17 protein-coding genes are annotated in these 21438 nt (G+C 65.5%); 10 read left to right on the forward strand and 7 right to left on the reverse strand.

Features of this window, described 5'->3' with window-relative positions; translation table 11 throughout:
• The first annotated feature begins 7 nt into the window (after positions 1–7).
• Entirely contained in the window at positions 8–292 is a 285-nt protein-coding gene (locus tag IV454_RS29690; RefSeq protein ID WP_206089223.1) for a hypothetical protein, read from the forward strand.
• 111 nt (positions 293–403) lie between these two features.
• Positions 404–994: a DUF3617 domain-containing protein gene (locus tag IV454_RS29695; protein ID WP_206089224.1), complete on the forward strand. Its 591-nt coding sequence runs from the start codon at positions 404–406 to the stop codon at positions 992–994.
• A 27-nt stretch (positions 995–1021) separates the two neighbouring features.
• On the opposite strand, the gene IV454_RS29700 is transcribed toward IV454_RS29695, so the two are convergent.
• Positions 1022–1858: a branched-chain amino acid aminotransferase gene (locus IV454_RS29700; protein WP_206089225.1), complete on the reverse strand. Its 837-nt coding sequence runs from the start codon at positions 1856–1858 to the stop codon at positions 1022–1024.
• 197 nt (positions 1859–2055) lie between these two features.
• Here IV454_RS29700 and IV454_RS29705 point away from each other — a divergent pair, with 197 nt between their 5' ends.
• The 8 genes from IV454_RS29705 to IV454_RS29740 all read left to right on the forward strand — a co-directional run bounded on the left by IV454_RS29705 (position 2056) and on the right by IV454_RS29740 (position 16267).
• Positions 2056–2751 carry a hypothetical protein gene (locus tag IV454_RS29705; RefSeq protein WP_206089226.1) on the forward strand — a complete coding sequence of 232 codons (696 nt, stop codon included), beginning with the start codon at positions 2056–2058 and terminating at the stop codon, positions 2749–2751.
• A gap of 94 nt (positions 2752–2845) precedes the next feature.
• The gene (locus IV454_RS29710; RefSeq protein WP_206089227.1) at positions 2846–4942 is read left to right on the forward strand and encodes a site-specific recombinase; all 2097 of its coding nucleotides are present in this window, start codon (positions 2846–2848) and stop codon (positions 4940–4942) included.
• Complete coding sequence (cls, locus tag IV454_RS29715; RefSeq protein WP_206089228.1) at positions 4939–6330, forward strand: cardiolipin synthase; 1392 nt, start codon at positions 4939–4941, stop codon at positions 6328–6330. Before IV454_RS29710 ends, cls begins: the two co-directional genes overlap by 4 nt.
• Before the next feature lie 251 nt (positions 6331–6581).
• Entirely contained in the window at positions 6582–10406 is a 3825-nt protein-coding gene (locus IV454_RS29720; RefSeq protein ID WP_206089229.1) for an autotransporter outer membrane beta-barrel domain-containing protein, read from the forward strand.
• 65 nt (positions 10407–10471) lie between these two features.
• Positions 10472–10621 carry a hypothetical protein gene (locus tag IV454_RS29725; RefSeq protein ID WP_206089230.1) on the forward strand — a complete coding sequence of 50 codons (150 nt, stop codon included), beginning with the start codon at positions 10472–10474 and terminating at the stop codon, positions 10619–10621.
• A gap of 24 nt (positions 10622–10645) precedes the next feature.
• Entirely contained in the window at positions 10646–10828 is a 183-nt protein-coding gene (locus tag IV454_RS29730) for a hypothetical protein (protein WP_206089231.1), read from the forward strand.
• A 188-nt stretch (positions 10829–11016) separates the two neighbouring features.
• Entirely contained in the window at positions 11017–14835 is a 3819-nt protein-coding gene (locus tag IV454_RS29735; RefSeq protein ID WP_206089232.1) for an autotransporter outer membrane beta-barrel domain-containing protein, read from the forward strand.
• 31 nt (positions 14836–14866) lie between these two features.
• A complete protein-coding gene (locus IV454_RS29740) occupies positions 14867–16267 on the forward strand; it encodes a phenylacetate--CoA ligase family protein (RefSeq protein ID WP_206089233.1) in 1401 nt (466 codons plus the stop codon).
• Positions 16268–16273: 6 nt separating this feature from the next.
• Here IV454_RS29740 and IV454_RS29745 read toward each other — a convergent pair whose 3' ends face one another.
• From IV454_RS29745 to IV454_RS29770, 6 genes are all read right to left on the reverse strand, one after another.
• Positions 16274–17131, reverse strand: coding sequence for a class I SAM-dependent methyltransferase (locus tag IV454_RS29745; RefSeq protein ID WP_206089234.1), 858 nt, complete (start codon positions 17129–17131; stop codon positions 16274–16276).
• Positions 17128–18318 (reverse strand): mandelate racemase/muconate lactonizing enzyme family protein, encoded by a 1191-nt coding sequence (locus IV454_RS29750; RefSeq protein WP_206089235.1) that lies wholly within the window; start codon positions 18316–18318, stop codon positions 17128–17130. The genes IV454_RS29745 and IV454_RS29750 overlap by 4 nt, the downstream gene beginning before the upstream one ends.
• A gap of 144 nt (positions 18319–18462) precedes the next feature.
• On the reverse strand, positions 18463–19299 hold the full coding sequence (locus IV454_RS29755) for a metallophosphoesterase family protein (RefSeq protein WP_206089236.1): 837 nt from the start codon (positions 19297–19299) through the stop codon (positions 18463–18465).
• A gap of 9 nt (positions 19300–19308) precedes the next feature.
• Complete coding sequence (locus tag IV454_RS29760) at positions 19309–20298, reverse strand: diacylglycerol/lipid kinase family protein (RefSeq protein ID WP_206089237.1); 990 nt, start codon at positions 20296–20298, stop codon at positions 19309–19311.
• Positions 20241–20990 carry a phosphatase PAP2 family protein gene (locus IV454_RS29765; RefSeq protein ID WP_229521917.1) on the reverse strand — a complete coding sequence of 250 codons (750 nt, stop codon included), beginning with the start codon at positions 20988–20990 and terminating at the stop codon, positions 20241–20243. Before IV454_RS29765 ends, IV454_RS29760 begins: the two co-directional genes overlap by 58 nt.
• 75 nt (positions 20991–21065) lie before the next feature.
• Positions 21066–21431: a response regulator gene (locus tag IV454_RS29770; protein ID WP_054263451.1), complete on the reverse strand. Its 366-nt coding sequence runs from the start codon at positions 21429–21431 to the stop codon at positions 21066–21068.
• Positions 21432–21438 lie beyond the last annotated feature (7 nt).

The following is a 21438-nucleotide window of genomic DNA, read 5'->3' on the forward strand; positions in this document are numbered from 1 at the left end:
GCACGCTATGAGCACGGAGCGTTTTGCCCATTTTTTGGATTCTCTGCAATCCTGGAGCGCGGAAGCGCCCGCCCCGGCCGCGGCGCCGGCCACCTCCCCAAGCCAGACCAACGCCAACCAGAGCGCGCGCGTACGCCGCGTCAAGGGTTTGCTGGAAGCGGTCGGCTCGGACCCCACCTGGCGCGCGCGCGGCGACACCGAGGCCGGCAACGATAGCGCGGCGCGCAACGCCGATGAACGCGACGATGATCTTGACGACGATCTCGACGACGAAGACGAGGACTTCAACTGAAGCCGCGCCGGGGCGAACGGCGGCTGCGGCCCGCCCTTCGCCTTGCGTATTATATGAACAACATCCAGTGCGCATTTCGCGATAAACTCGCGTATTCACACTGGAGCCACCATGAACCCACGCCTTCGCCTGACCGCCCTCGCCCTCGTTTCCGCCGCGACCATGGCGCTCGCGCCCGCCAGCGCCGCCACCCAGACCATGAAGCCCGGTCTGTGGGAAAACACCAGCAAGTCCACCTCGCAGAACGCGGAAATCGCCAAGGCCATGGCGGAGATGCAAAAGCACATGAAGTCCATGACCCCGGAGCAGCGCAAGGAAATGGAGAAAACCATGGGCAAGTCGGGCCCGGCCAACTTCACCCTCCACGACGATGGCAGCGTCACCATGAAGATGTGCATCACCCAGAAAATGATCGACGATTCGGCCGGCAACTATGTCGGCCCGCAGAGCGGCAACTGCACCCACAAGAAGGGGCCGATGGTGGGCGGCACGCAGAGCTTCTCCTACACCTGCACCAATCCCCCATCGTCCGGCGAAGGCAAGATCTCCTACCAGGCCGATTCCTACAGCTCGACCATGACCATGACCTCCAGCGCCGCCGGCGCCATGGGCAACATGACCATGGCATCGACGGGCAAGTATTTGGGCGCCAACTGCGGCGACGTCAAGCCGATCGACACCAAACCGGCCGGGGCCAAGTAAGCGCGGCGCCGGCGCGGCCCGCCGCCTTTACGCCGCGCCGGTAAACGCCAGGTAGCGCTCGCGCGCCAGGGTCGCCACCGGTCCGATGGCCAGGCTGCGCCCTTCGTAGCGGATGCAGGGCGTGACCTTGCCGTAGTTGCCGGTGTTGAAAATTTCCAGCGCCGTCAACAGCTCGTCCGGGTGCACCGTGCGCTCTTCCACCGTCACACCGGCCTCGGCCAGCAAGCCGATCACGCGGGCGCGCGTGATGCCCGCCAAAAACGTCCCATTCGGCACCGGCGTCACCACCTTGCCCTCGGGTGTGACCAGGAACAGGTTCGAGGTCGCGAACTCGGCCACATTGCCGGCGCTGTCGACCACCACCGCATTGTCGAAACCGCGCGCGCTCGCTTCGCGGATCGCGCGCGTGGTGTTGGCGTACAGGGCCGAGGCCTTGGCATCGGTCGGCGCCATGCTGGCGTCCGGCCGGCACAGGCGCGACAGGCAGGCCGAAAAGCCCGTGAACGGCGGCATCGGCGCATCGAACAGGGTCAGCGCGAAACCGCTCTTGTCGGGCACCGGCACCAGGAAGCCGTCGACGCCGAACACCAGCGGGCGCACATACAGCTCCGCATCGGCCGGAAACCTGCTCACGCCTTCGCGCACCAGCGCTTCCATCTCGTCCACCGTCAGCGGACACTGCAGGCCGAGCCGCTCGGCCGACACGATCACGCGCTGCAAATGCAGACGCAGATCGGGCAGCTGGCCGCGGATAGCGCGCGCGCCATCGAATACCGACGAGCCCAGCCACACGCTGTGATCCATCGCGCCGTACAGCGGCACATTACCTTCGGCCCATTGCCCTTTGAAATAAGTCAGATACATAATTGCCTCGCAGTCATTGTTCTACTCCCAGTTTAACCGAACTCGGCGCCGCTGACCGGCGCTCCCCTCATCCGGTTAGAGGCCGCGCTCCAACGCCGCCAGCGCACTTACCCGGCATGAACTGTTAGCATTAAGAATGTTGCAACGATACATTTACCTCAACACCCTTGACCTCAGCATCCACCTATCGATGAGCCATGCCTACTGATTCTCTTGCTCAGCGCCGCACGCGCTGGATCACGATCGGCCTCGTGGTCGGCCTGCATGCGGCCCTGCTGCTTGTGTGGCGCCACACGCGCGAAAAAAAACCGCCGCCCGAGGAGGAGAGCGGCCCGCGCATCCAGTGGATCGAGGCTATCGCCGCCAGGCCGGTCGCGAGCCCGCCGCCAAGCCGCGCCATACCGGCACCGGCCCCGCGTGCGGCGTCGCTGCACGCGGCGCGCCCAAGTCCGGCTGCCCCCGCGCCGGCCATCGCGCTGCCGGCCGCGTCGCCCGCCCCCGCGGCCGAGGCGCCGTCGATGACCGTGGTGCCGCCCGATCCCTTCGCCGAGCCCGCCCCGGCAGCGGCGCCCAGCGCCGCCGACACGATCCGCAAGCGCGCGCTGGCCGACCTGGGCAAGATCGACAAGGACTTGCGCAAGCAATCGCTCAACAAGTTCAGCGTGCCCGACGATTCGCCGCAGAAGCGCTTGATCGCGGGCATCCAGTCGGCCCGGCGCGCTCCCACCCTGTTTGAAAAAGCCGAGATCGAGGAAATTACCACCGGCAATGCCGATGCCGGCGGACGCAAATACAAGATCAGGACGGCGCTTGGCACCTATTGCATCACCTACCCCTTGGTCAACGATATTCACGGCAGCCGGGAAAAGAAATACTCGCTCTGCCCCGATTGACCACGGCGAGCCGCTGTGTTCGCTAGCGAACACAGTTTCCGAGCATCAGCAACGTACACTACGTCTTTAGTATCTGTTGCTCCGGCTATTTTTCATGCTTTCAACTTTAGAACGAATCGACCCCCACAGCGACCGCATCGATATCCTGGTTGACCTGGTCGAACAATTGCGCCCGCGCCGGCGCGCCGACCTTGCCGCCAGCGCGGAACGGGTGCGCACCCTGTGCCAGCTCCTCAAGGGCAACCCGGCCCACGCCTCCGCCCTGCGCAGCTATGTCACGCGCCTGCTCGACAGCCGCCGCCACGCCAGCCTGTACACCGACATCGGCGTGCTGTCCAACGATGGCTTTTTCACCGAACTGAAACGCCGCGTTTCCTACCGCTTCCTGCCGCCCGCCCTGGGCGATGTGTACCTGAGCGACGCCATCGACCAGGTGCTGTATGTGAAAACCGACTACCGCTGGATCCGCACCGTGCCAGCCGCCGACTGGCTGGAACTGTTCGACGTGGTATCGAACGCCGCCCCCGCGCCCCACACCGGCGCGGCCAACGCACGCCGCACCACCGTGCTCGGCATGCTCGAAGCGATCCGCACCCTGTCCTGCCGCGTGTGCGCGCTCGGCTTCGAGCCGCGCCTGATCAGCAGCCACGCCGACATCGAAAACTTCGATTCACCCTTCCTGATGCAAAACATCGAAGTCAATCACTACCTCGACGGCTACGCGCGCCTGCTGGCCGGCGAAGCGGTTCAGGTGGACGATGCGCGCCACCTGCTGGTCATGCTCGACCAGTGCGACAGCGTGGTCGGCAAGATCCGCAAGAACGCGCTCAGCCACGGCACCAGCGTCGCCCTCACCTATCTGCTGGTGGCCCTAAGCCAGAGCATCGACCGCTTGCGCAAGCTGCTGTTCCTGGTCGACGTCAGCGGCCAATTGCCGGCCGCCCCCAGCGTCGACCTGGAAACCCTGGCCAACGACGCCACCCCCGCCAGCGCGCCGCCGACCAGCCTGCACCGCGCCGGCGCCATCGCCCTGGCCCAGGAACTGGTCGAAGCGCACAACAATAAGTACACGGTGCGCGACCTGTTCGCCGACAATATCGACTTGCTGGCCCGCAACGTCACCGAAAACGCCAGCCGCACCGGCGAACACTATATCGCCGACACCCGCGTCCAGCTGGGCGGCATGTTCCTGTCCTCGGCCGGGGCCGGCTTCATCGTCGGCTTCATGGCGCTGTTCAAGATATTGCTGGGCACCCTGCGCGCCGCGCCGCTGGTCGAAGCGTTCTTGTTCAGCCTGAACTACTCGCTCGGCTTCATGCTGATCCACGTGCTGCATTTCACGGTGGCCACCAAGCAGCCGGCCATGACCGCCTCGCGCATCGCCGCCGGCCTGTCGAGCAAGGATGGGCGCAATATCGACCTCGACAGCATGGCTGAACTCATCAACAAGGTGTTCCGCACCCAGTGCGTCGCCGTGCTGGGCAACCTGGCCACGGCCATTCCGACCGCCTGGCTGATCGCCACCGGCTACCGCTACATCACCGGACGCCACCTGGTCACACAAGACAAGGCCGCCCACCTGCTGCACGACATCGATCCGATCCACAGCCCGGCCCTGTTCTACGCTGCCATTGCCGGCGTCTGCCTGTTCGTGGCCGGGCTGATATCGGGCTACTTCGACAACAAGGCGCTGTACACGCGCATGGCCCAGCGCGTCGTCCAGCTGCGCGGCCTGGGGCGCCTGCTGGGAGCGCAACGCCTGCGCCGCCTGTCCTTGTACATCGAAAACAATCTGGGCAGCCTGATGGGCAATATGTACTTCGGCGTTTTGCTGGGCACCATCGGCACCCTCGGCTTCCTGTTCGGCCTGCCGCTCGACATCCGCCACGTCACCTTTTCGTCCGCCAATTTCGCCACCGCCCTGGTGGCGCTCGATTACACGATGAGCTGGGAAGTGGCGCTGACCTCGATCGGCGGATTTTTATCGATCGGCACGGTCAATCTCGTGGTAAGTTTTGGACTGGCACTATTAGTTGCGCTGCGCGCCCGCAAGATTCACTTCGAACACGGTATTCTGTTATTAAAAGCACTCGGACGGCGCTTCCTGGCCGCCCCCATCGATTTTTTCATCGGGCCCAAGGACATGCCGTCGGAGCCGCCCGAAGCCGTACCACACAGGGGATCACCATGACACACACCCGCGTCGCTGCCTGGCTGGCCGTACTGGCCCTGGCCGTCGGCCTGGCCTCCTGCGCCTCCTTGCCCTCGATGAATGGCCTGGCGGACGCTCCGGCGGCGCGCACCAATCCGGCGATCACCACCGGCAAGGGCCGGATGGACAAGAAAAAGGCGGCCGACCTGCTGGCGCGGCGCTGGGCCAGGGCCACACCCGACATGAAGGCCTTGGCCGTGCTGGAAGAAGCGGCCACCGGCGTGCCCCTGGTGGCGGGCAACAAGGTCACCCTGCTGTTCGACGGCCCGGCCACCATGAAGGAAATGATGGCCGCCGCCAGCAACGCCAAGACCTCGATCAACCTGGAAACCTATATTTTCGACCAGGATGCCATCGGCCAGCAATTTGCCGACATCCTGATCGACAAGCAGAAACAGGGCGTCACCGTCAACGTGCTCTACGACAGCGTCGGCACCCTGGCCACGCCCAAGGAATTTTTCGAGCGCATGAAGCAGGCCGGCATCGCCATGGTCGCCTTCAACCCCGTCAATCCGGCGGCGCGGGTCGGCAAGTGGGAGCTGAACAACCGCGACCACCGCAAGCTGATGGTGGTCGACGGCAAGGTCGCGTTCACGGGCGGCATCAACATCAGCAGCACCTACGCCAACAGTTCCTTCTTCCGCTCCAAGCGCAAGCCGGACACGACAGACAGCACGAAGGTCGGCTGGCGCGATACCCACATCAAGATCGAGGGCCCGGCGGTGGCCTCGCTGCAATATCACTTCATCGAGGGCTGGGTCAACCAGGCTGCCGGCGAATTGCCCGAGCGCGAGTATTTCCCGCCCTTGGCGCCGGTCGGCGACAAGATCGTGCGCGTGCTGGCCACCGATCCCGAGCGCGAGTCGGAAATCTACAAGGCATTCATGCTGTCGATCCAGGAAGCGAAGAAATCGGTGCACATCACCTCGGCGTATTTCGTGCCGGACCGCCAGTTCGTCGAGGCGCTCAGCGCCGCCGCCAGGCGCGGCGTGGACGTGCGCCTGGTACTGCCCGGGGTGACCGATCACGGCCTGGTATTCCATGCGGGACGCGCGTTTTACGACGAACTGCTCAGGAACGGAGTCAAGATTCACCAGCTGCAGATGGCGATCTTGCATGCCAAGACGGCGGTGATCGACGGCACCTGGTCGACGGTAGGCTCGGCCAATATCGACCGTCGCAGTTTTTTGCACAACTACGAACTCAATGTGGTGGTGCTCGACACGGGCTTCGGCACCGACATGGAGAGCGCGTTTGCGGAAGATCTGCGCGACTCCAAGGAAATCACCCTCGAACAATGGCGCAAGCGCCCCTGGGCCGACCGCCTCAAGGAATGGGCCGCACGGCTCACCGAATACTGGATCTGATTGCGCTTGCCCCTCCGCAGCCAATGTGTTGTTACACAAGCGGATTCCATTGTATGCGGAGCGAAACATCATTTACTTAAAAATAGTGTTTCGCTATATTCAAAGCAGATACGGATAAGGGCGGCTTGAGATAAATCAAGTGCAGCCTTGATTCATCGGGCGCGCGCAAGGTCTTTGCAGGGCGTCCCCACGACTATTGCGACCTGGACTGGACTAATCTCATGGCAAATTTCAATTTTCAAAAAAAACAAATGGCAACCCTGGTCGCCGGTGCCTGCCTGGTGATGGCCAATGCCTCGGCGATCGGCACCGCTTGTCCGGTTGCCAGCGGCGGCATCATTACGGTGGACAACACCACCATCGATAACACCTGCACCATCGGCAGCGCCGAGAGCCTGACGGTGAGCGCCACCGGGGTGATTACCGTGCCGCTGGCCAACACACCGAACAATGGCGTCGAGCTCAATTCCGGCGTCACCGCCGGCTCCATCACCAATGCCGGCACCATCAACCCGGTCGCGGTCGGCGTCAACATCATGGGCACCCTCAGCGGCGGGATCACCAATACCGGCACCATCGCGTCCACCGGACCGTGGGGCGGCGTGACCGAGGAAGGCATCCGCCTGAGCGGCGCCGCGGTGGGCGGCGCCATCAGCAACGGGCCGGCGGGCGTGATCAGCACCGTCAACGGCAGCGCGATCCACATCGTCAACAGTTCCTTGCAGGGCGGCATCACCAACGCCGCCGGGGGCGACATCGCGTCCGCCGGCGGCTTTGCCGCCCTCGATATCAGCAATGCGCAACTCGGCGCCAGCATCGACAACCAGGGCCACATCGGCAACAAGACGGGACAAAACGGACGCGGCATCGCCATGCTGAACGTCACGCTCACCGGCGATATCCTCAACGGCGGCACCATCGGCACCCAGGGCGGCAACCCGGCGCTGGCGCTGCTCGCCACCACCGTGAGCGGCAAGATCGGCAATAGCGGCACCGTAGGCATGGGCAATTCCAATGCCATGACGATACAGAGCAGTTCCACTGTCGGCCAGATCGAAAATACCGCGACCGGCACCATCAACGGCGCCTTCGCAGGAATGTATATATCCAGTTCCACCATCACCAGCGGCATCGTCAATGCCGGCACGATCAACGGCATCCACGCCATCGAGCTGCAGACCTCGACCATCAGCGGCGGCGGCATCCTCAACGACACCGGCGCCGCCACGCATGGCAGCCGCGCGATTAATCTGGGCAATGCGCAGATCAGCGGCGACATCATCAACCGGGGCTTGATGGACGGGGCGGAAGGCGGCATCGTCGGTTACAACGGCAGCACCATCTCCGGCAAGCTGAGCAATTCCGGCACGATTACCTCCAACGGCGACACGATTAACCTGAACAATGTCCAGATCGCCGGTGAACTGGCCAATAGCGGCATCATCACCAGCACGAACGGCAAGGGCATGAGCATGACCGGCGGCTCGACGGCGGCGTCGGTCAGCAACACTGCCACCGGCGTGATTACCACCGTCAACAGCTACGGTATCCGCATCGACGGGACCGGCACCAGCGTGGCGGGCGGGATCGTCAACGGCGGCGCCCTGAACGGCGCGCGCGGCATTTCAGTGAGCAACAGCGCCAACATCGTGGCCTCCGGCATCGTCAACCAGCTCGGCGCGACCATCACCAGCACCGGCATCGGGATCGCCGTCGACAGTGCGCAAGTGCATGGCGGCATCGACAACCTTGGCGCGATCACCGGCACCAGTAGCGGCATCACGATCAGTGGCACCAGCGTCATCGATGGCGGCATCACCAACAGCGGCACCATCGGCGGCGCCAAGTCGCTTGACCTGACCAATAGCGGCAACGCGTTCATCGTGAGCAATACCGGCGGCTTGAGCGGCGACCTCACGCTCGGCATCAATACCCTCAACATCCTCGGCTCCGCCGCCAGCGTGAGCGGCACCGTCACCGGTGGCACCGGCAGCGTGGTCAATATCGGCACCGGTACGCTCAATACCGCCACGTTCACGCCGGGCGGCAATTTTACCGGCCTGGCCCAGATGAATATCAGCCCGGCCAGTACCCTGCGTTCGACCAGCGCCCTGAACATCGGCGCGACGACAATGAGCAACAGCGGCGTCCTCTCGGTCGCCGCCGGGCATACCGTCAGCTTGACGGGCGACTATATCCAGGCTGCCAACGGCCTGTTCCGCACCGGGCTGACGAACGCCACCACCTACGGCAAACTGAACGTGACCGGCAATGTCACCATGTCGGCCAGCAGCAACATCGATGTCGATGTCGGCGGCGCGCCGGTACTTGCCAACGGCACCGTCCTGCCCGATGTGATCAAGGCCAGCGGCACCTTGACCACGGCGGCAAGCATTCCCGTGACCGACAACAGCTTCCTGTTCGACCTGACTGGGGTAAAAAACGGCAAATCCATCGATCTGGTGATTGCCTCGGCGACGCCAACACCAACACCAACACCAACACCAACCCCAACACCAACCCCAACACCAACCCCGACACCGACGCCAACCCCAACGCCGACACCAACGCCGACCCCAACGCCGACACCAACACCAACGCCAACGCCGACACCAACACCAACGCCAACGCCGACCCCAACACCGGTACCGACCCCGACACCGGTACCGACCCCGACGCCAGTACCTGTGCCGACCCCTGTTCCTGTCCCGACACCCGTGCCTGTGCCGACCCCTGTTCCTGTGCCGACACCGGTTCCTGTCCCGACACCGGTCCCGACACCGGTCCCGACACCGGTCCCGACACCGGTCCCGACACCCGTCCCGACACCGGTCCCGACACCGGTGCCGACACCCGTCCCGACGCCGGTACCAACACCAGTGCCGGTCCCAACCCCGGTCCCGACGCCAGTGCCGACGCCACCGGTGCCACCGATCCAACCGCCGTCGCCGGCAAATACCGCCGTCTCGGCCATCGTAGCCACCGGCAATTCGTCCGGAGGCGGCGCGGCGCGCGTGTTCGACCAGTTGATCGCCAACAGCACCGGCGGCGACATGGGCCAGGTGATCACCGCGCTGGGCAAGCTGTCGACCGCGAAAGAAGTGTCCGATGCCGTCGGCCAGACCGTGCCGCTGGCTGCCGGCGGCACCGCCGCCGCCCTTGCCGGCACCATGAACCTGACCGACCGCGTGGTGCAGGCGCGCCTGGAAGCCAATCGCGGCCTGTCGGCCGGCGACGGCTACGGCAGCGAGCGCGCGCTGTGGGCCAAGCCGTTCGGCGCCTGGGCGCGCCAGAGCGACCGCGATGGCACGGCCGGCTACAAGGCCGACAGCGGCGGCCTGATCGTCGGAGCCGATGGCGTTGTGAGCAGCGCCGACCGGGTCGGCTTCGCGCTGACCTATGCCAGGACCAATCTGGACGGCAACGGCGTGAGCCCGCAGTCGGCCGATATCGACCTGCTGCAACTGATGACCTACGGCAGCCACAACCTGGACGCCGACACCGACATCAGCTGGCAGCTCGACATGGGCACCAACAAGACCAAGGGCCAACGGCTCATCAGTTTTAGCGGCCTGAACCGCGTGGCCAGCAGCGATTATCGCGGCACCAGCCTGCATGCCGCCGGCGGCATCGCGCGGGTGCTGCGCATGAGCGAGCAAACCAATCTGACCCCATCGATGCGCCTGGACTACACCACCGTCAAGAACAAGGCGTACGCGGAAACCGGCGCGGGAGCGCTCAACCTGCTGGTCAACAGCCAGCGCGCCAAGCAATTGATCCTGTACGCCGACGCCAAGCTCAATCATTCGCCATCGAAGGATCTGACGTTCTCGGGCAACCTGGGGTTCGGCTATGATTTCCTGGCCGAGCAAACCGCCGTGGTGGCGACCTTCGCCGGCGGCGGACCGGCGTTCACCACCAACGGCATCGATCCCAAGCCGCTGTTCGCGCGCGCCGGCGCCGGCGTGACCTTGATGCGCTCCGGCAGCACCGAACTGACGGCGCGCTATGACGCCGAAGCGCATCGGGGCTTCCATGCCCAGAGCATTTCGCTGAAGATGCGCAAGCAGTTCTGAACGGCGCCCCGACCGTGGCCGCCGCCGCGGCCGGGGCACCCGCCGACCCTGCCACAAGGAGACCGATGTCGAACGACGTACCCGCATGGCGTTTGAAAAGCAGTGTGAGCGGCATCGAATGGCCGGCTGTTCCGGATGTGCGGAGCCGCCTGCTCTACTCCCTGTTGCGCCAGATGGACAGCGAACAATGGCTGGCCGCGCAGGAAATCGCTTAGCGCCAGTCGCAGCGGCTCAAGTCAATGCCCGAGCGCGAGTATGTCCCGCTCCTGGCGCCGGTTGGCGACAAGATCGTGCGCATGCTGGTCACCGATCCCGAGCGCACGTCGCAGATTTACAAGGCGTTCATCATCCCTCTTGATCGCCGCCCCCCGGCCCCGGCCAATGTGTTGTTACACAAGCGGATTCCGTTGTGTTCCGAGTGAAACCTCATTTACTTAAAAATAGTGTTTCGCTATATTCAAAGCACATAGGGATCAGCGAAGCTTGACATGAATCAAGTGAAGCCTTGATTCATCGGGCGCGCGCACTCTTTGCAGCATGCCCCCACGACTGTTGCGCAACCGGACTGGGAACTGATCTCATGGCACATTTCAACTTTCAAAAAAAACCAATGGCAGTGCTGGTCGCGGGCGCCTGTCTGCTGATGGCCAATGCATCGGCGATCGGCACCGCGTGCCCCACCGCCGTCAGCAGCACGATCACGGTGGACAACACCACCATCGATAATGTCTGCACCATCGGCCCCGGCGAGAGCCTCAATGTGACCGCCACCGGGGTGATTACCGTACCGCTGGCCAACACGCCGAACAATGGCGTGGAAGTCAATACCGGCGTCACCGCCGGCAGCATCACCAATGCCGGTACCATCAATCCGGTCGCGGTCGGCATCAACATCACGGGCAACCTCACCGGCGGGATCATTAATACCGGCACCATCTCGTCCACCGGACCGTGGGGCGGCGTGACCGAGGAAGCCATCCGCCTGAGCGGCGCCAGCGTGGGCGGCGCCATCAGCAACGGGCCTGCGGGCGTGATCAGCACCGTCAACGGCAGCGCCATCCATATCATCAACAGTACCTTACAGGGCGGCATCACTAACGCCGCCGGCGGCAACATCAGCGCGGCTGGCGGTTTTGCGGCGGTCGACATCAGCGGGTCTCAGATCGGCGCCAGCATTGTGAACCAGGGACACATCGGCCGTACGCCAGGGCAAAACGCGCGCGGCATCGCCCTGTCGAGCGTCGCCGTTACCGGCGATATCCTCAACAGCGGCACCATCGACACCCAGGGCGGCTACCCGGGGCTGGCGCTGACCGCGACCACCGTCAGCGGCAAGATCAGCAACAGCGGCACCTTGGGTAGCTCCAATTCCGACGCATTCACGATTCTAGGCAATTCCACGGTCGGCCAGATCGAAAATACCGCGACGGGCACCATCAATGGCTCCTCCATGGGTATCTATGGAAGCACGTCCACCATCACGAGTGGCATCGTCAATGCCGGCACGATCAGCGCCATGCACCCCATCGAATTGCAGCTCACAAACATCAGCGGCGGCGGTATCCTGAACGATACCGGCGCGCAGACGCATGGCGAGCGCGGCATCGACCTGAACGGGGCGCTGATCAGCGGCGACATCATCAACCGCGGCCTGATGGACGGGGCCGAAGGCGGCGTCACCGTCCGCAGTGGCAGCACGATCACAGGCAACGTGAACAACTCCGGCACCATCACCACCACCCAGTCGAACGGCCGCTACAACGCGGACGGCGCCGGCATATTCATCGCCAACGGTTCGCATGTTACTGGCGAGATCCTTAACAGCTCGATCATGACCAGTAGTAGCGGTAACGGCATCACCGTGACGAGCGGCGCCACGGCGGGGTCGATCACCAATACCGCGACCGGTGTCGTCACCGCCGGGAACCACGCCATCAATGTCGACGGCACCAGTTCCAGCCTGGCCACCGGCATCGTCAACGGCGGTGCGCTGACCGCCGCGCGCGGTATCCGGATCGGCAACGCCGCCAATATCGTGGCCGGCGGCATCGTCAACCAGCTAGGCGCCAGCATCACCGCCACCGACGTCGGCATCACCGTGCCGAATGCACTGATTCACGGCGGCATCACCAATGCAGGGACCATCAGCGGCAGCAATACCGGCATTGCGATTAGCGGCACCAGCGTGCTCGATGGCGGCATCAGCAACACCGGCACCATCAGCGGCGCCGCGTCGCTCAGCCTCACCAACAGCGCCAGCGCGTTTACCGTCACCAACCGCGGCGGCCTGACCGGCGCGCTCGCGCTCGGCATCAATACCCTGAACATCCTGGGCAGCACCGCCAGCGTGACCGGCACCGTCACCGGCGGCGCCGGCAGCGTGGTCAATATCGGCGCCGCCATGCCCGCTTTCGGCATCACCATGCCCACGACCGCCACGTTCACACCTGGCGGCGATTTTACCGGCTTGAGCCAGATGAATATCAACGCGGGCAGTACCCTGCGTTCGACCAGTGCGCTGAACATCGGTGCGACCACCATGACCAACGGCGGCATCATGTCGGTCGCCGCCGGCCATACCGTCTCGCTGACGGGCGACTATGTCCAGGCTGCCGGCGGCGTGTTCCGCACCGGTCTGACCAGCGCCACGACCTACGGCAAACTGAACGTGACCGGCAATGTCACCATGTCCGCCAGCAGCAACATCGATGTCGACGTTACCGGCGCGCCGGTCCTTGCCAACGGCACCATCCTGCCCGATGTGATCAAGGCCAGTGGCACCTTGACCACGGCGGTCGCCATTCCGGTCAGCGACAACAGCTTCCTGTTCAACCTGACTGGCGTGAAAAACGGCAAGTCCATCGATCTGGTGATTGCCTCGGCGACGCCGACGCCGACGCCGACGCCAACACCAACACCAACACCAACACCAACACCGACACCAACACCGACACCGACACCAACACCAACACCGACACCGACGCCAACACCGACGCCGGAACCGACTCCGACACCGGTTCCGACGCCGACACCGGTTCCGACCCCTACGCCGGTGCCGACCCCAGTGCCAGTGCCGACGCCGGTGCCGGTGCCAACGCCCATCCCGACACCCGTACCCGTGCCGACGCCGGTTCCTGTCCCGACACCCGTGCCTGTGCCGACGCCGGTTCCTGTTCCGACACCCGTTCCCGTCCCGACACCGGTGCCGACACCAGTCCCCACGCCGGTCCCAACACCAGTCCCGACCCCGGTCCCGACACCCGTCCCGACGCCGCCGGTTCCGCCGATCCAGCCGCCGCAACCGGCCAATACCGCCATCGCGGCCATCGTGGCCACCGGCAATTCGTCCGGGGGCGGCGCGGCGCGCGTATTCGACACCCTGATCGCCAACAGCACCGGCGGCGACATGGGCCAGGTCATCACCGCGCTGGGCAAGCTGTCGACCGCGCAACAAGTGTCCGATGCCGTCGGCCAGACCGTGCCGCTGGCTGCCGGCGGCACCGCCGCCGCCATCGCCAGCACCATGAACCTGACCGACCGCGTGGTGCAAGCGCGCCTCGAAGCCAATCGCGGCCTGTCGGCCGGCGACAGCTACGGCAACGAGCGCGCGATGTGGGCCAAGCCGTTCGGCGCCTGGGCGCGCCAGGGCGACCGCGATGGCACCGCCGGCTACAAGGCCCATAGCGGCGGCCTGATCGTCGGGGCGGACGGCGTGGTCAGCAGCGCCGACCGGGTCGGCTTCGCGCTGACCTATGCCAGGACCAATCTGGACGGCAACGGCGTGAGCCCGCAGTCGGCCGATATCGACCTGCTGCAACTGATGACCTACGGCAGCCACAACCTGGACGCCGACACCGACATCAGCTGGCAGCTCGACATGGGCACCAACAAGACCAAGGGCCAACGGCTCATCAGCTTCGGCGGCATGTCGCGCACGGCAAGCAGCGACTATCGCAGCATGAGCCTGCATGCGGCCGGCGGCATCGCCCGCGTGCTGCGCATGAGCGAGCAAACCAATGTGACGCCATCGATGCGCCTGGACTACACCACCGTCAAGAACAAGGCTTACGCGGAAACCGGCGCCGGCGCCCTGAACCTGCTGGTCGACAGCCAGCGCGCCAAGCAATTCATCCTGTACGGCGACGCCAAGCTCAATCATTCGCCATCGAAGGAATTGACGTTCTCGGGCAACCTCGGGTTCGGCTATGATTTCCTGGCCAAGCAAACCTCGGTGGTGTCGGCCTTTGCCGGTGGCGGACCAGCCTTTACCACCAACGGCGTCGATCCCAAGCCGCTGTTTGCACGTGCCGGCGCCGGCGTAACCTTGATGCAGGCTGGCAGCACCGAACTGACGGCGCGCTACGACGCGGAAGCGCATCGCGGTTTCCGGGCCCAAAGCATTTCGTTCAAACTGCGCAAGCAGTTCTGAGCGGCGCCCGGACCATGACTGAAGGAGACCGATGTCGAACGACCTGCCCGCATGGCGTTTGAAAAGCAGTTTGAGCGGCATTGAGTGGCCGGCTGTCCCGGATGTGCGGGGCAGCCTGGTCTACTCCCTGTTCCGCCAGATGGAAAGCGAGCAATGGCTGGCCCCGCGGGAGATCGCGGCGCGCCAGTCGGTCCAGCTGGAGCAGGTCGTCCGGCATGCCGCGCTGACCGTGCCTTGGTACCGCGAGCACTGGCCACCAGGCCTGCTCGCGCGGCTCAGCGAAGGTGGGGCGCTGTGCGCCGATGCCTTTGCTGGCCTGCCGTGCTTGTCGCGGCGCGACTTGCAGGCGCAGTTCGCGCAGTTGCAAAGCAGCGCGGTGCCGTCCGAACACGGTCCGCTCAGCGACGGCAGCAGTTCCGGCTCCACCGGCACTCCGGTACGCTTTCGCAAAACCTACCTGAACCAGCTGATATGGGAAGCGCAGACCTTGCGCGACCACGCCTGGCACCAGCGCGACTTGCAGCAAACGTTGTGCATCATCCGGCGCGGCGAAGCGGACCAGGCTGACAACTGGGGCATGGCGACCCGCATGTTCCACACCGGCCCGGCCTATCTGTGCCCGGTCGAGGTGGATGTCCAGGCCCAGCTGGCGTGGCTGGTCGAGCGCGCGCCCGGCTATCTGCTGACCTATCCCTCGCTCGCCCTGCAACTGGCCAGCCTGGCGCGGCAGCAAGGCGTGCGCCTGCCGCGCCTGCGCGAAGTGCGCACCTTCGGCGAACCGCTCGATGCCCAGGTGCGCCAAGCCTGCCACGAAGCGTGGGGCGTGCCGGTCAACGACACCTATTCATCCGAGGAATTCGGCTACCTCGCCATCCGCTGTCCGCATAGCGGCCACTATCATGTGCAGTCCGAAAACGTCCTGCTCGAAGTGCTGGACGACGACGACAAGGCATGCGCGCCGGGCGTCTGCGGAAGGGTGGTGGTGACCGGCTTGTTGAATTTTGCGATGCCGCTGATCCGTTACGAGTTGGGCGACATGGCCGAAGCCGGCCCGCCCTGCCCCTGCGGGCGCGGCCTGCCCGTGCTGACCCGCATCCTCGGGCGGACCCGCAACATGCTGGTCACGGCCGACGCAAAACGCTACTGGCCCACCTTCGGCTTTCGCGACAGCGCGGCGGGCGTTGCCAGCGGCGGCCCGCGCATCGTCCAGCGCCAGGTGGTGCAGACCGCGCTCGACCACGTGCAGATCCGCTATGTCAGCGCCGGCGCGCTCTCGCCCGCGGAAGAAAGCCAGCTGACCGCCCAGGTGGCGCGGCGCTTGCCGCCCGGCGTGGGCGTGAGCGCGCAGCGGGTGGCCGACATCGCGCGCAGTGCCAACGGCAAGTTCGAGGAGTTTGTGTCGGCCATCGCGGCGTCGCCGGAAACGCCGTGACGGCGTTCAAGCGGCCCGCCATCCCTGCAACATCCATTTGACGTAGCGGCTTTCCGGCGTGGCGGGCCGGTGCCCGGCCATGTCCTGCGCCGACAGCGGCTCGCAGCGCACGCCGCTCAAGCCGGCGGCGCGTGCACTGTCAAGCAACTCGTCCTCGGAGGCGACCGCATGGGTAATCTTGGCCGCGCAGAACGCGCGCACGATCCCGTCGAGTTCATGCTCCGTCAGCATCGGCAGGCGCGCGGCCGTGCGCTGGGCGGCCAGGCTGGCACCGACCATGCTGTCCACCTGCTCGGGCGAGTACGCCAGCAGCGGCGCGCCATGCTGCGCGCGCACGCTCTGGTACAGCAGCAGGCTGCCCGCCACCTCCAGCCGCGCCGCCAGGCTGCCAACCAGGGCGGCGCGCGCAGCCGGCGCGATAAAACTGAGCAGGGAATGACTCAGCACCAGGTCGACCCGGCGCTCGGCCGGATCGGGCGGCACGCCCAGATCGCACACGTCCAGCGCCACCGCAAAGCCCATCGCGCCGGCGTACTGCCGGCACAGCGCCAGCGGCACCGGGGAGCGGTCGGCGACGCGCACGTCCAGCGCCGCGATGTCCGCGCCGAAGGCTTCGTGCAGCACCGACAGCAGGCCGCAATCGGCGCTGCCGGCGATGTAGACCGACCCGATGGGTCGTTCGCGCGCCAGGGCCCGCACATGGCGCACGATGTGCGCGCGCTCGCTATCGAGGCCACTGATGACGCCTAACAGTTGCAACACCACCCAGCCGGTATGGTAGGCCGATTGCATCGGCAACAGGGCCGGCAAGGCGTCCAGCAGCAGCTGGCGCCGCGCCGCATGGTCGTAGTGCGCCACCGTCACCGCGCGCGTGCCCGTTCGGCCGACAGGTCGGCTGAAGCGAGTGCGTAACGCGCGACCGCCTCGTCGTTCAAGGTGACCCCGAAGCCAGGACCGGGCGGCAAGCGCGCCTGGCCATCCTGGATGTCGATGGTTTCATTGATGATGTCGCCGACGAAGCGTTCGAGCGCGGAACCGTAGCCGACGAACTCGCCCACGGCCGGATGGGCGGCGGCAAAGTGCAGCAGGGCCGCAGTGCCCACGCCCAGGGTGTGTTTCGAGCCCAGGTTGCATTGCAGCCCCCCTGCCCCGGCAATCTCCACAATCGCCGCGGAGGCGCGCAAGCCGCCGGACTTGGCCAGCTTGAGCGTGATGATGTCAGCCGCGCGCGCGCGCACCACGCGCATCGCATCGGCCGGACTGAGGACGCTTTCGTCGGCCGCGATGGGCGCGTGCGCGCGCTCGGTGATCAGTTGCATGGCCTCGATATCCCACCAGGCGCACGGCTGCTCGATGCATTCGAGTTCGCACTCCTGCAAGGCGGCATCGACGGCCAGCGCCGCCTTGCAGTGCCACGCCTGATTGGGATCGATTTCGATGCGCGTGCCCGCGCCCACGGCGCGCTGCACCGCGCGCGCCATGCGGATATCGTGGCGCCAGTCGGCGCTGCCCTTCAGGGTGAGCAAGCGGTAGCCCATCTCGGCCAGGGTGCAGGCCGACCGCACCGCCGTATCTTCGTCCGGCATCGCCATGCTGCGCGAGAGGGCAAAGCGTTCGCGGGTCGCGCCGCCCAGCAGATCGGCCACGGAAATGCCGAGGTGGCGCGCCTTCAGGTCGTGCAGCGCCAGGTCGACCGCGCACAGGGAAGTGGGAAAGGCGTGGCGTTCCGACGACAAGCCCGCCAGTGTCTGTAAAATGGACACGATGCGCGCGCCGTCCTCGCCCAGCAGCAGCGGCCCGGTGAGCTCGGCGAGGCGGCGGAACACGGAGTCGGCGCTCTCGCCATCGCGCGCGGGGAAAATGATGGAGGCCTCGCCCAGACCCACGGTGCCGTCGAGCGCGGTCAGGCGCAGCAGCACCTTCTCGCCTACTTCCAGCCGGCCGCGCGAGGATTGCATCGGCGCGATATACGGCACGCGCACCTTCCACACCTGCACCCGCACGATGGTCAGCGGCGCGCCGGGCGCACTTCCAGGGGAAAAATCAGCCATGAGCAATATCGCGCCAGTGAGGTCGGGCCATCGGACAGCGGCTGCGCCGGCGCATGGTGCGGGCCGGCGCAGGGCTGTTGCATTGCCGGTCGCGGAACCGGCGCCAAGTCTATTGTACTGTCAACCCGGGTGCTCCGGAGCAGCTCAGATTCCGCTGGCCATCAAGCCTTCGGTATGGCCCGACCAGATGTTCCCGGTGCGCAGGAAGGGTTCGGTTTTCATCAGCGAAAACCGCATGCCCACTTCATCCCAGCCGTAGCGGTCCACTTCGACCCGCTCGTGCTCGACCCGCACCACGTTGAACGAATTGACCTCGCCGCGTCCGCGCGTCGACGTCGCCGTGCCCGCCTGCACCACCAGCGCCGCGTACTCGCTCATCTGGTAACGCGCCGAGGTGTTGCCCGCATGGCTGGTATGCATATGCCCCGACAACAGCAGATCGACCCCGCAGTCGGCGAACGCCTTCATCGCCATCGGCGCGCGGTCCACCAGGTCGTCGTCATCCTCGGTCTTGGGCAAGTCGAAGGGATGATGGGTCACGATGATGCGCGTGATGGCCGGGTCCAGCCCGTCGAGCTGCTTGCGGATCATGGCGACCTGCTCGTCGTTGACCCGCCCATCCTTGAAAGTCAAGGAGCGCGCGGTGTTGACGCCCAATACGGCGATTTCTTCATCCACGTAGATCGGATCGAGGTCGTCGGTGATGTAGCGCTTGTAGCGTGTCAAGGGCTGCAAGAAGCGCCGGAACACGTTGTACAGCGAAATGTCGTGATTGCCCGGCACGATGATCTGCGGGCCGGGCAAGCTGTCGAGCCAGGTCTTGGCCGCCTCGAATTCCTCGCTCTTGGCGCGCTGGGTCAGGTCGCCCGACACCACCACCACGTCCGGCGCGATGCGTTCGACCAGCTCGCGCAGCGGCGCCAGCAGTTTTTCGTCGACCCGGCCGAAATGCAGGTCTGAAAGATGAACCAAGGTACGCATGCTGACTCCTCAAGTGGGGACGACGACCGTCAGCGCGGCCGGACGAATCCGGTAGCGCAGCGGCGTCGTCATGACGGTGACTTCGCCATCGGTGGCCACGCGCAAACGCTTGTGGCGGGTGGCGATTTCCATGTTTTCTACCGTGAGCACGTCAAAGTCGCGCTCCTGTGCCAGGCTGCCCCACAGGGCCCTCCAGCCCAGCCGCAGCAATCCCAGGCGGCCGGGGCGCTGCGCCACGTACAGGCTCAGCGTGCCGGCATCGAGGCGGCGGCGCTCGCCCACGCTCAGGCCCTGCATCGTGTATTCGTTATTGCCGATGAAGACAAACGGGGTGCGCCGCGCGTGCTCCTGCTCGCCCACCGTCAGGCGCAGGCTGAGAAAGGGATAGCGGCGCAGCGCCGTCAGGGTGGCCCAGCCGGCCGCCAGCCACTTGCCGCGTCCGAGCCGGCGCTGCTGCTTTTCGCGGTCGCGCACGATGTCCGGATACAGGCCGAGGCTGGAATTATTGAGAAAGATAGTGCCGTTGACCTCCCCCACATCGACCCGGGTGCGGCGGCCCTGCGCCACGTTGCGGATCGCCTCGTCCAGCGCCAGCGGAATGCCGAGGTCCTTGGCGAAATGGTTCAGGGTACCCATCGGCAGCACGCCGAAAGCCACCTCGCTGCCGACCAGCTGCGAGGCGACCGCGTTGATGGTGCCGTCTCCGCCGCCGGCCACCACGATCGGCTTGCCACTGGCGCGCGCCGAGCGGGCCGCCTCGATCAGCTCGCTGCCGCCGCGCGCCAGGGTGACCTCCGCGTCCAGGCCGTGGGCGGCGAATTTGTCGCGCAGCTCGGCGGCGCGCTGGTCGTCGTGGCCGCTGCCGGCACTGCCGTTGATGATGACTGCGATCGGGGTCAGGATAACACTCCTCGGGATTCGTTCAGGATGGACAAAACAGGCTATTCGGTGATGCGCGCCGCGCGTTGCCGGCGCAGGGTCGAACACGAGGTGATGCATACCGCCAGCCAGCCGCAGCCTTCAACCATGGCCGCCAGCACGTCGCTCAGGTAATGGGCGCCGAGGTACACGCGGCTCAGGGCCACCAGCGCGACCATCGCACAGGCGCCCACCACCACCAGGATGCGCATCCGCCAGCGCGGCACCACGCACACCAGATAGGCCGCCAGCAAGCCGTAAAACACGGTGGCGCCCAAGGTATGGCCGCTGGGGAAGCTGTAGGTGGACAAGGTCAGCAGCGGCTCGTCGAAGCTCGGCCGGGCACGCTGGAAAATATATTTGAGCAGGACGTTGAGCAACTGGCCGCCCGGCACCGCGAGAATCAGGCAGATCAGCCAGTAGCGCGCTTTGTTGAGGTAAAAATAGAGGCCAAGCGCACTGGCCATCAGCGACACGCCCAGCACGTCGTGGGTATTGGTGATGAACAGCATGGGGCCAGTCCAGGCGCTGTTCTTGTGTCCGTGGAACCAGTTCGCCAGGAAGGCATCGAGCCTGGTGATGTCGGCGTGCGAGACGACGTCCGCCGCCAGATTGCCGAACAGCGCGGCGGCCAGCATCAGCAGCAGGGCGCCGACGGTCACATGCAGGCCAAGTTCGCCTTCGGGACTGAGGCGGGCGGCGACGAAGCTGCGCACTCTTGGATGGAAATGGATCACGGTTGAACGATGGGCGACGGCCGGCACCAGCGGCACGGCAACGTTTGCAATCGTACACGACGCGCCGCCCTTCGCAGCGCACAGACCGCCAGATGAGTCCCCTGCCCGGCCTTATTCGAGGGTATTGACCAGCTCCAGCAGCGCGGCGTGATCGAGCGGCTTGTTCATGAACGCGGTCGCGCCCTGGCGCAGCGCCCAGATGCGGTCCGAATCCATGTCCTTGCTGGTGAGCAGGATGACCGGGATATGCCAGGTGGTTTCATCGCTGGTGATGGCGCGCGTGGCCTGGAAGCCGTTCAGGTTGGGCATGACCACATCCATGATGATCAGGTCCGGCAGCTCGCTGCGCGCCATCGCCACCGCTTCGACGCCGTCGGTGGCGAGGATGACGCGGTGCCCGTGGGCCAGCAGCAGTTCGGAGACGATCAGGCGCTGCACCAGCGAATCGTCGACGACGAGGATTTTTTGACTAGCCATGACAAAT

This window comes from Massilia antarctica (genome assembly GCF_015689335.1).
GTDB classification, from domain to species: domain Bacteria; phylum Pseudomonadota; class Gammaproteobacteria; order Burkholderiales; family Burkholderiaceae_D; genus Telluria_A; species Telluria_A antarctica.

Excerpts from the sequence above, each read along its gene's own strand:
- IV454_RS29700 (WP_206089225.1), bottom strand. The coding sequence starts at position 1,858 with ATGTATCTGACTTATTTCAAAGGGCAATGGGCCGAAGGTAATGTGCCG.
- IV454_RS29750 (WP_206089235.1), bottom strand. The coding sequence starts at position 18,318 with ATGGCTGATTTTTCCCCTGGAAGTGCGCCCGGCGCGCCGCTGACCATC.
- cls (WP_206089228.1), top strand. The coding sequence starts at position 4,939 with ATGACACACACCCGCGTCGCTGCCTGGCTGGCCGTACTGGCCCTGGCC.
- IV454_RS29725 (WP_206089230.1), top strand. The coding sequence starts at position 10,472 with ATGTCGAACGACGTACCCGCATGGCGTTTGAAAAGCAGTGTGAGCGGC.
- IV454_RS29730 (WP_206089231.1), top strand. The coding sequence starts at position 10,646 with ATGCCCGAGCGCGAGTATGTCCCGCTCCTGGCGCCGGTTGGCGACAAG.
- IV454_RS29760 (WP_206089237.1), bottom strand. The coding sequence starts at position 20,298 with ATGCATCACCTCGTGTTCGACCCTGCGCCGGCAACGCGCGGCGCGCAT.
- IV454_RS29735 (WP_206089232.1), top strand. The coding sequence starts at position 11,017 with ATGGCAGTGCTGGTCGCGGGCGCCTGTCTGCTGATGGCCAATGCATCG.
- IV454_RS29755 (WP_206089236.1), bottom strand. The coding sequence starts at position 19,299 with ATGCGTACCTTGGTTCATCTTTCAGACCTGCATTTCGGCCGGGTCGAC.
- IV454_RS29770 (WP_054263451.1), bottom strand. The coding sequence starts at position 21,431 with ATGGCTAGTCAAAAAATCCTCGTCGTCGACGATTCGCTGGTGCAGCGC.
- IV454_RS29740 (WP_206089233.1), top strand. The coding sequence starts at position 14,867 with ATGTCGAACGACCTGCCCGCATGGCGTTTGAAAAGCAGTTTGAGCGGC.
- IV454_RS29695 (WP_206089224.1), top strand. The coding sequence starts at position 404 with ATGAACCCACGCCTTCGCCTGACCGCCCTCGCCCTCGTTTCCGCCGCG.
- IV454_RS29710 (WP_206089227.1), top strand. The coding sequence starts at position 2,846 with ATGCTTTCAACTTTAGAACGAATCGACCCCCACAGCGACCGCATCGAT.
- IV454_RS29690 (WP_206089223.1), top strand. The coding sequence starts at position 8 with ATGAGCACGGAGCGTTTTGCCCATTTTTTGGATTCTCTGCAATCCTGG.
- IV454_RS29720 (WP_206089229.1), top strand. The coding sequence starts at position 6,582 with ATGGCAACCCTGGTCGCCGGTGCCTGCCTGGTGATGGCCAATGCCTCG.
- IV454_RS29705 (WP_206089226.1), top strand. The coding sequence starts at position 2,056 with ATGCCTACTGATTCTCTTGCTCAGCGCCGCACGCGCTGGATCACGATC.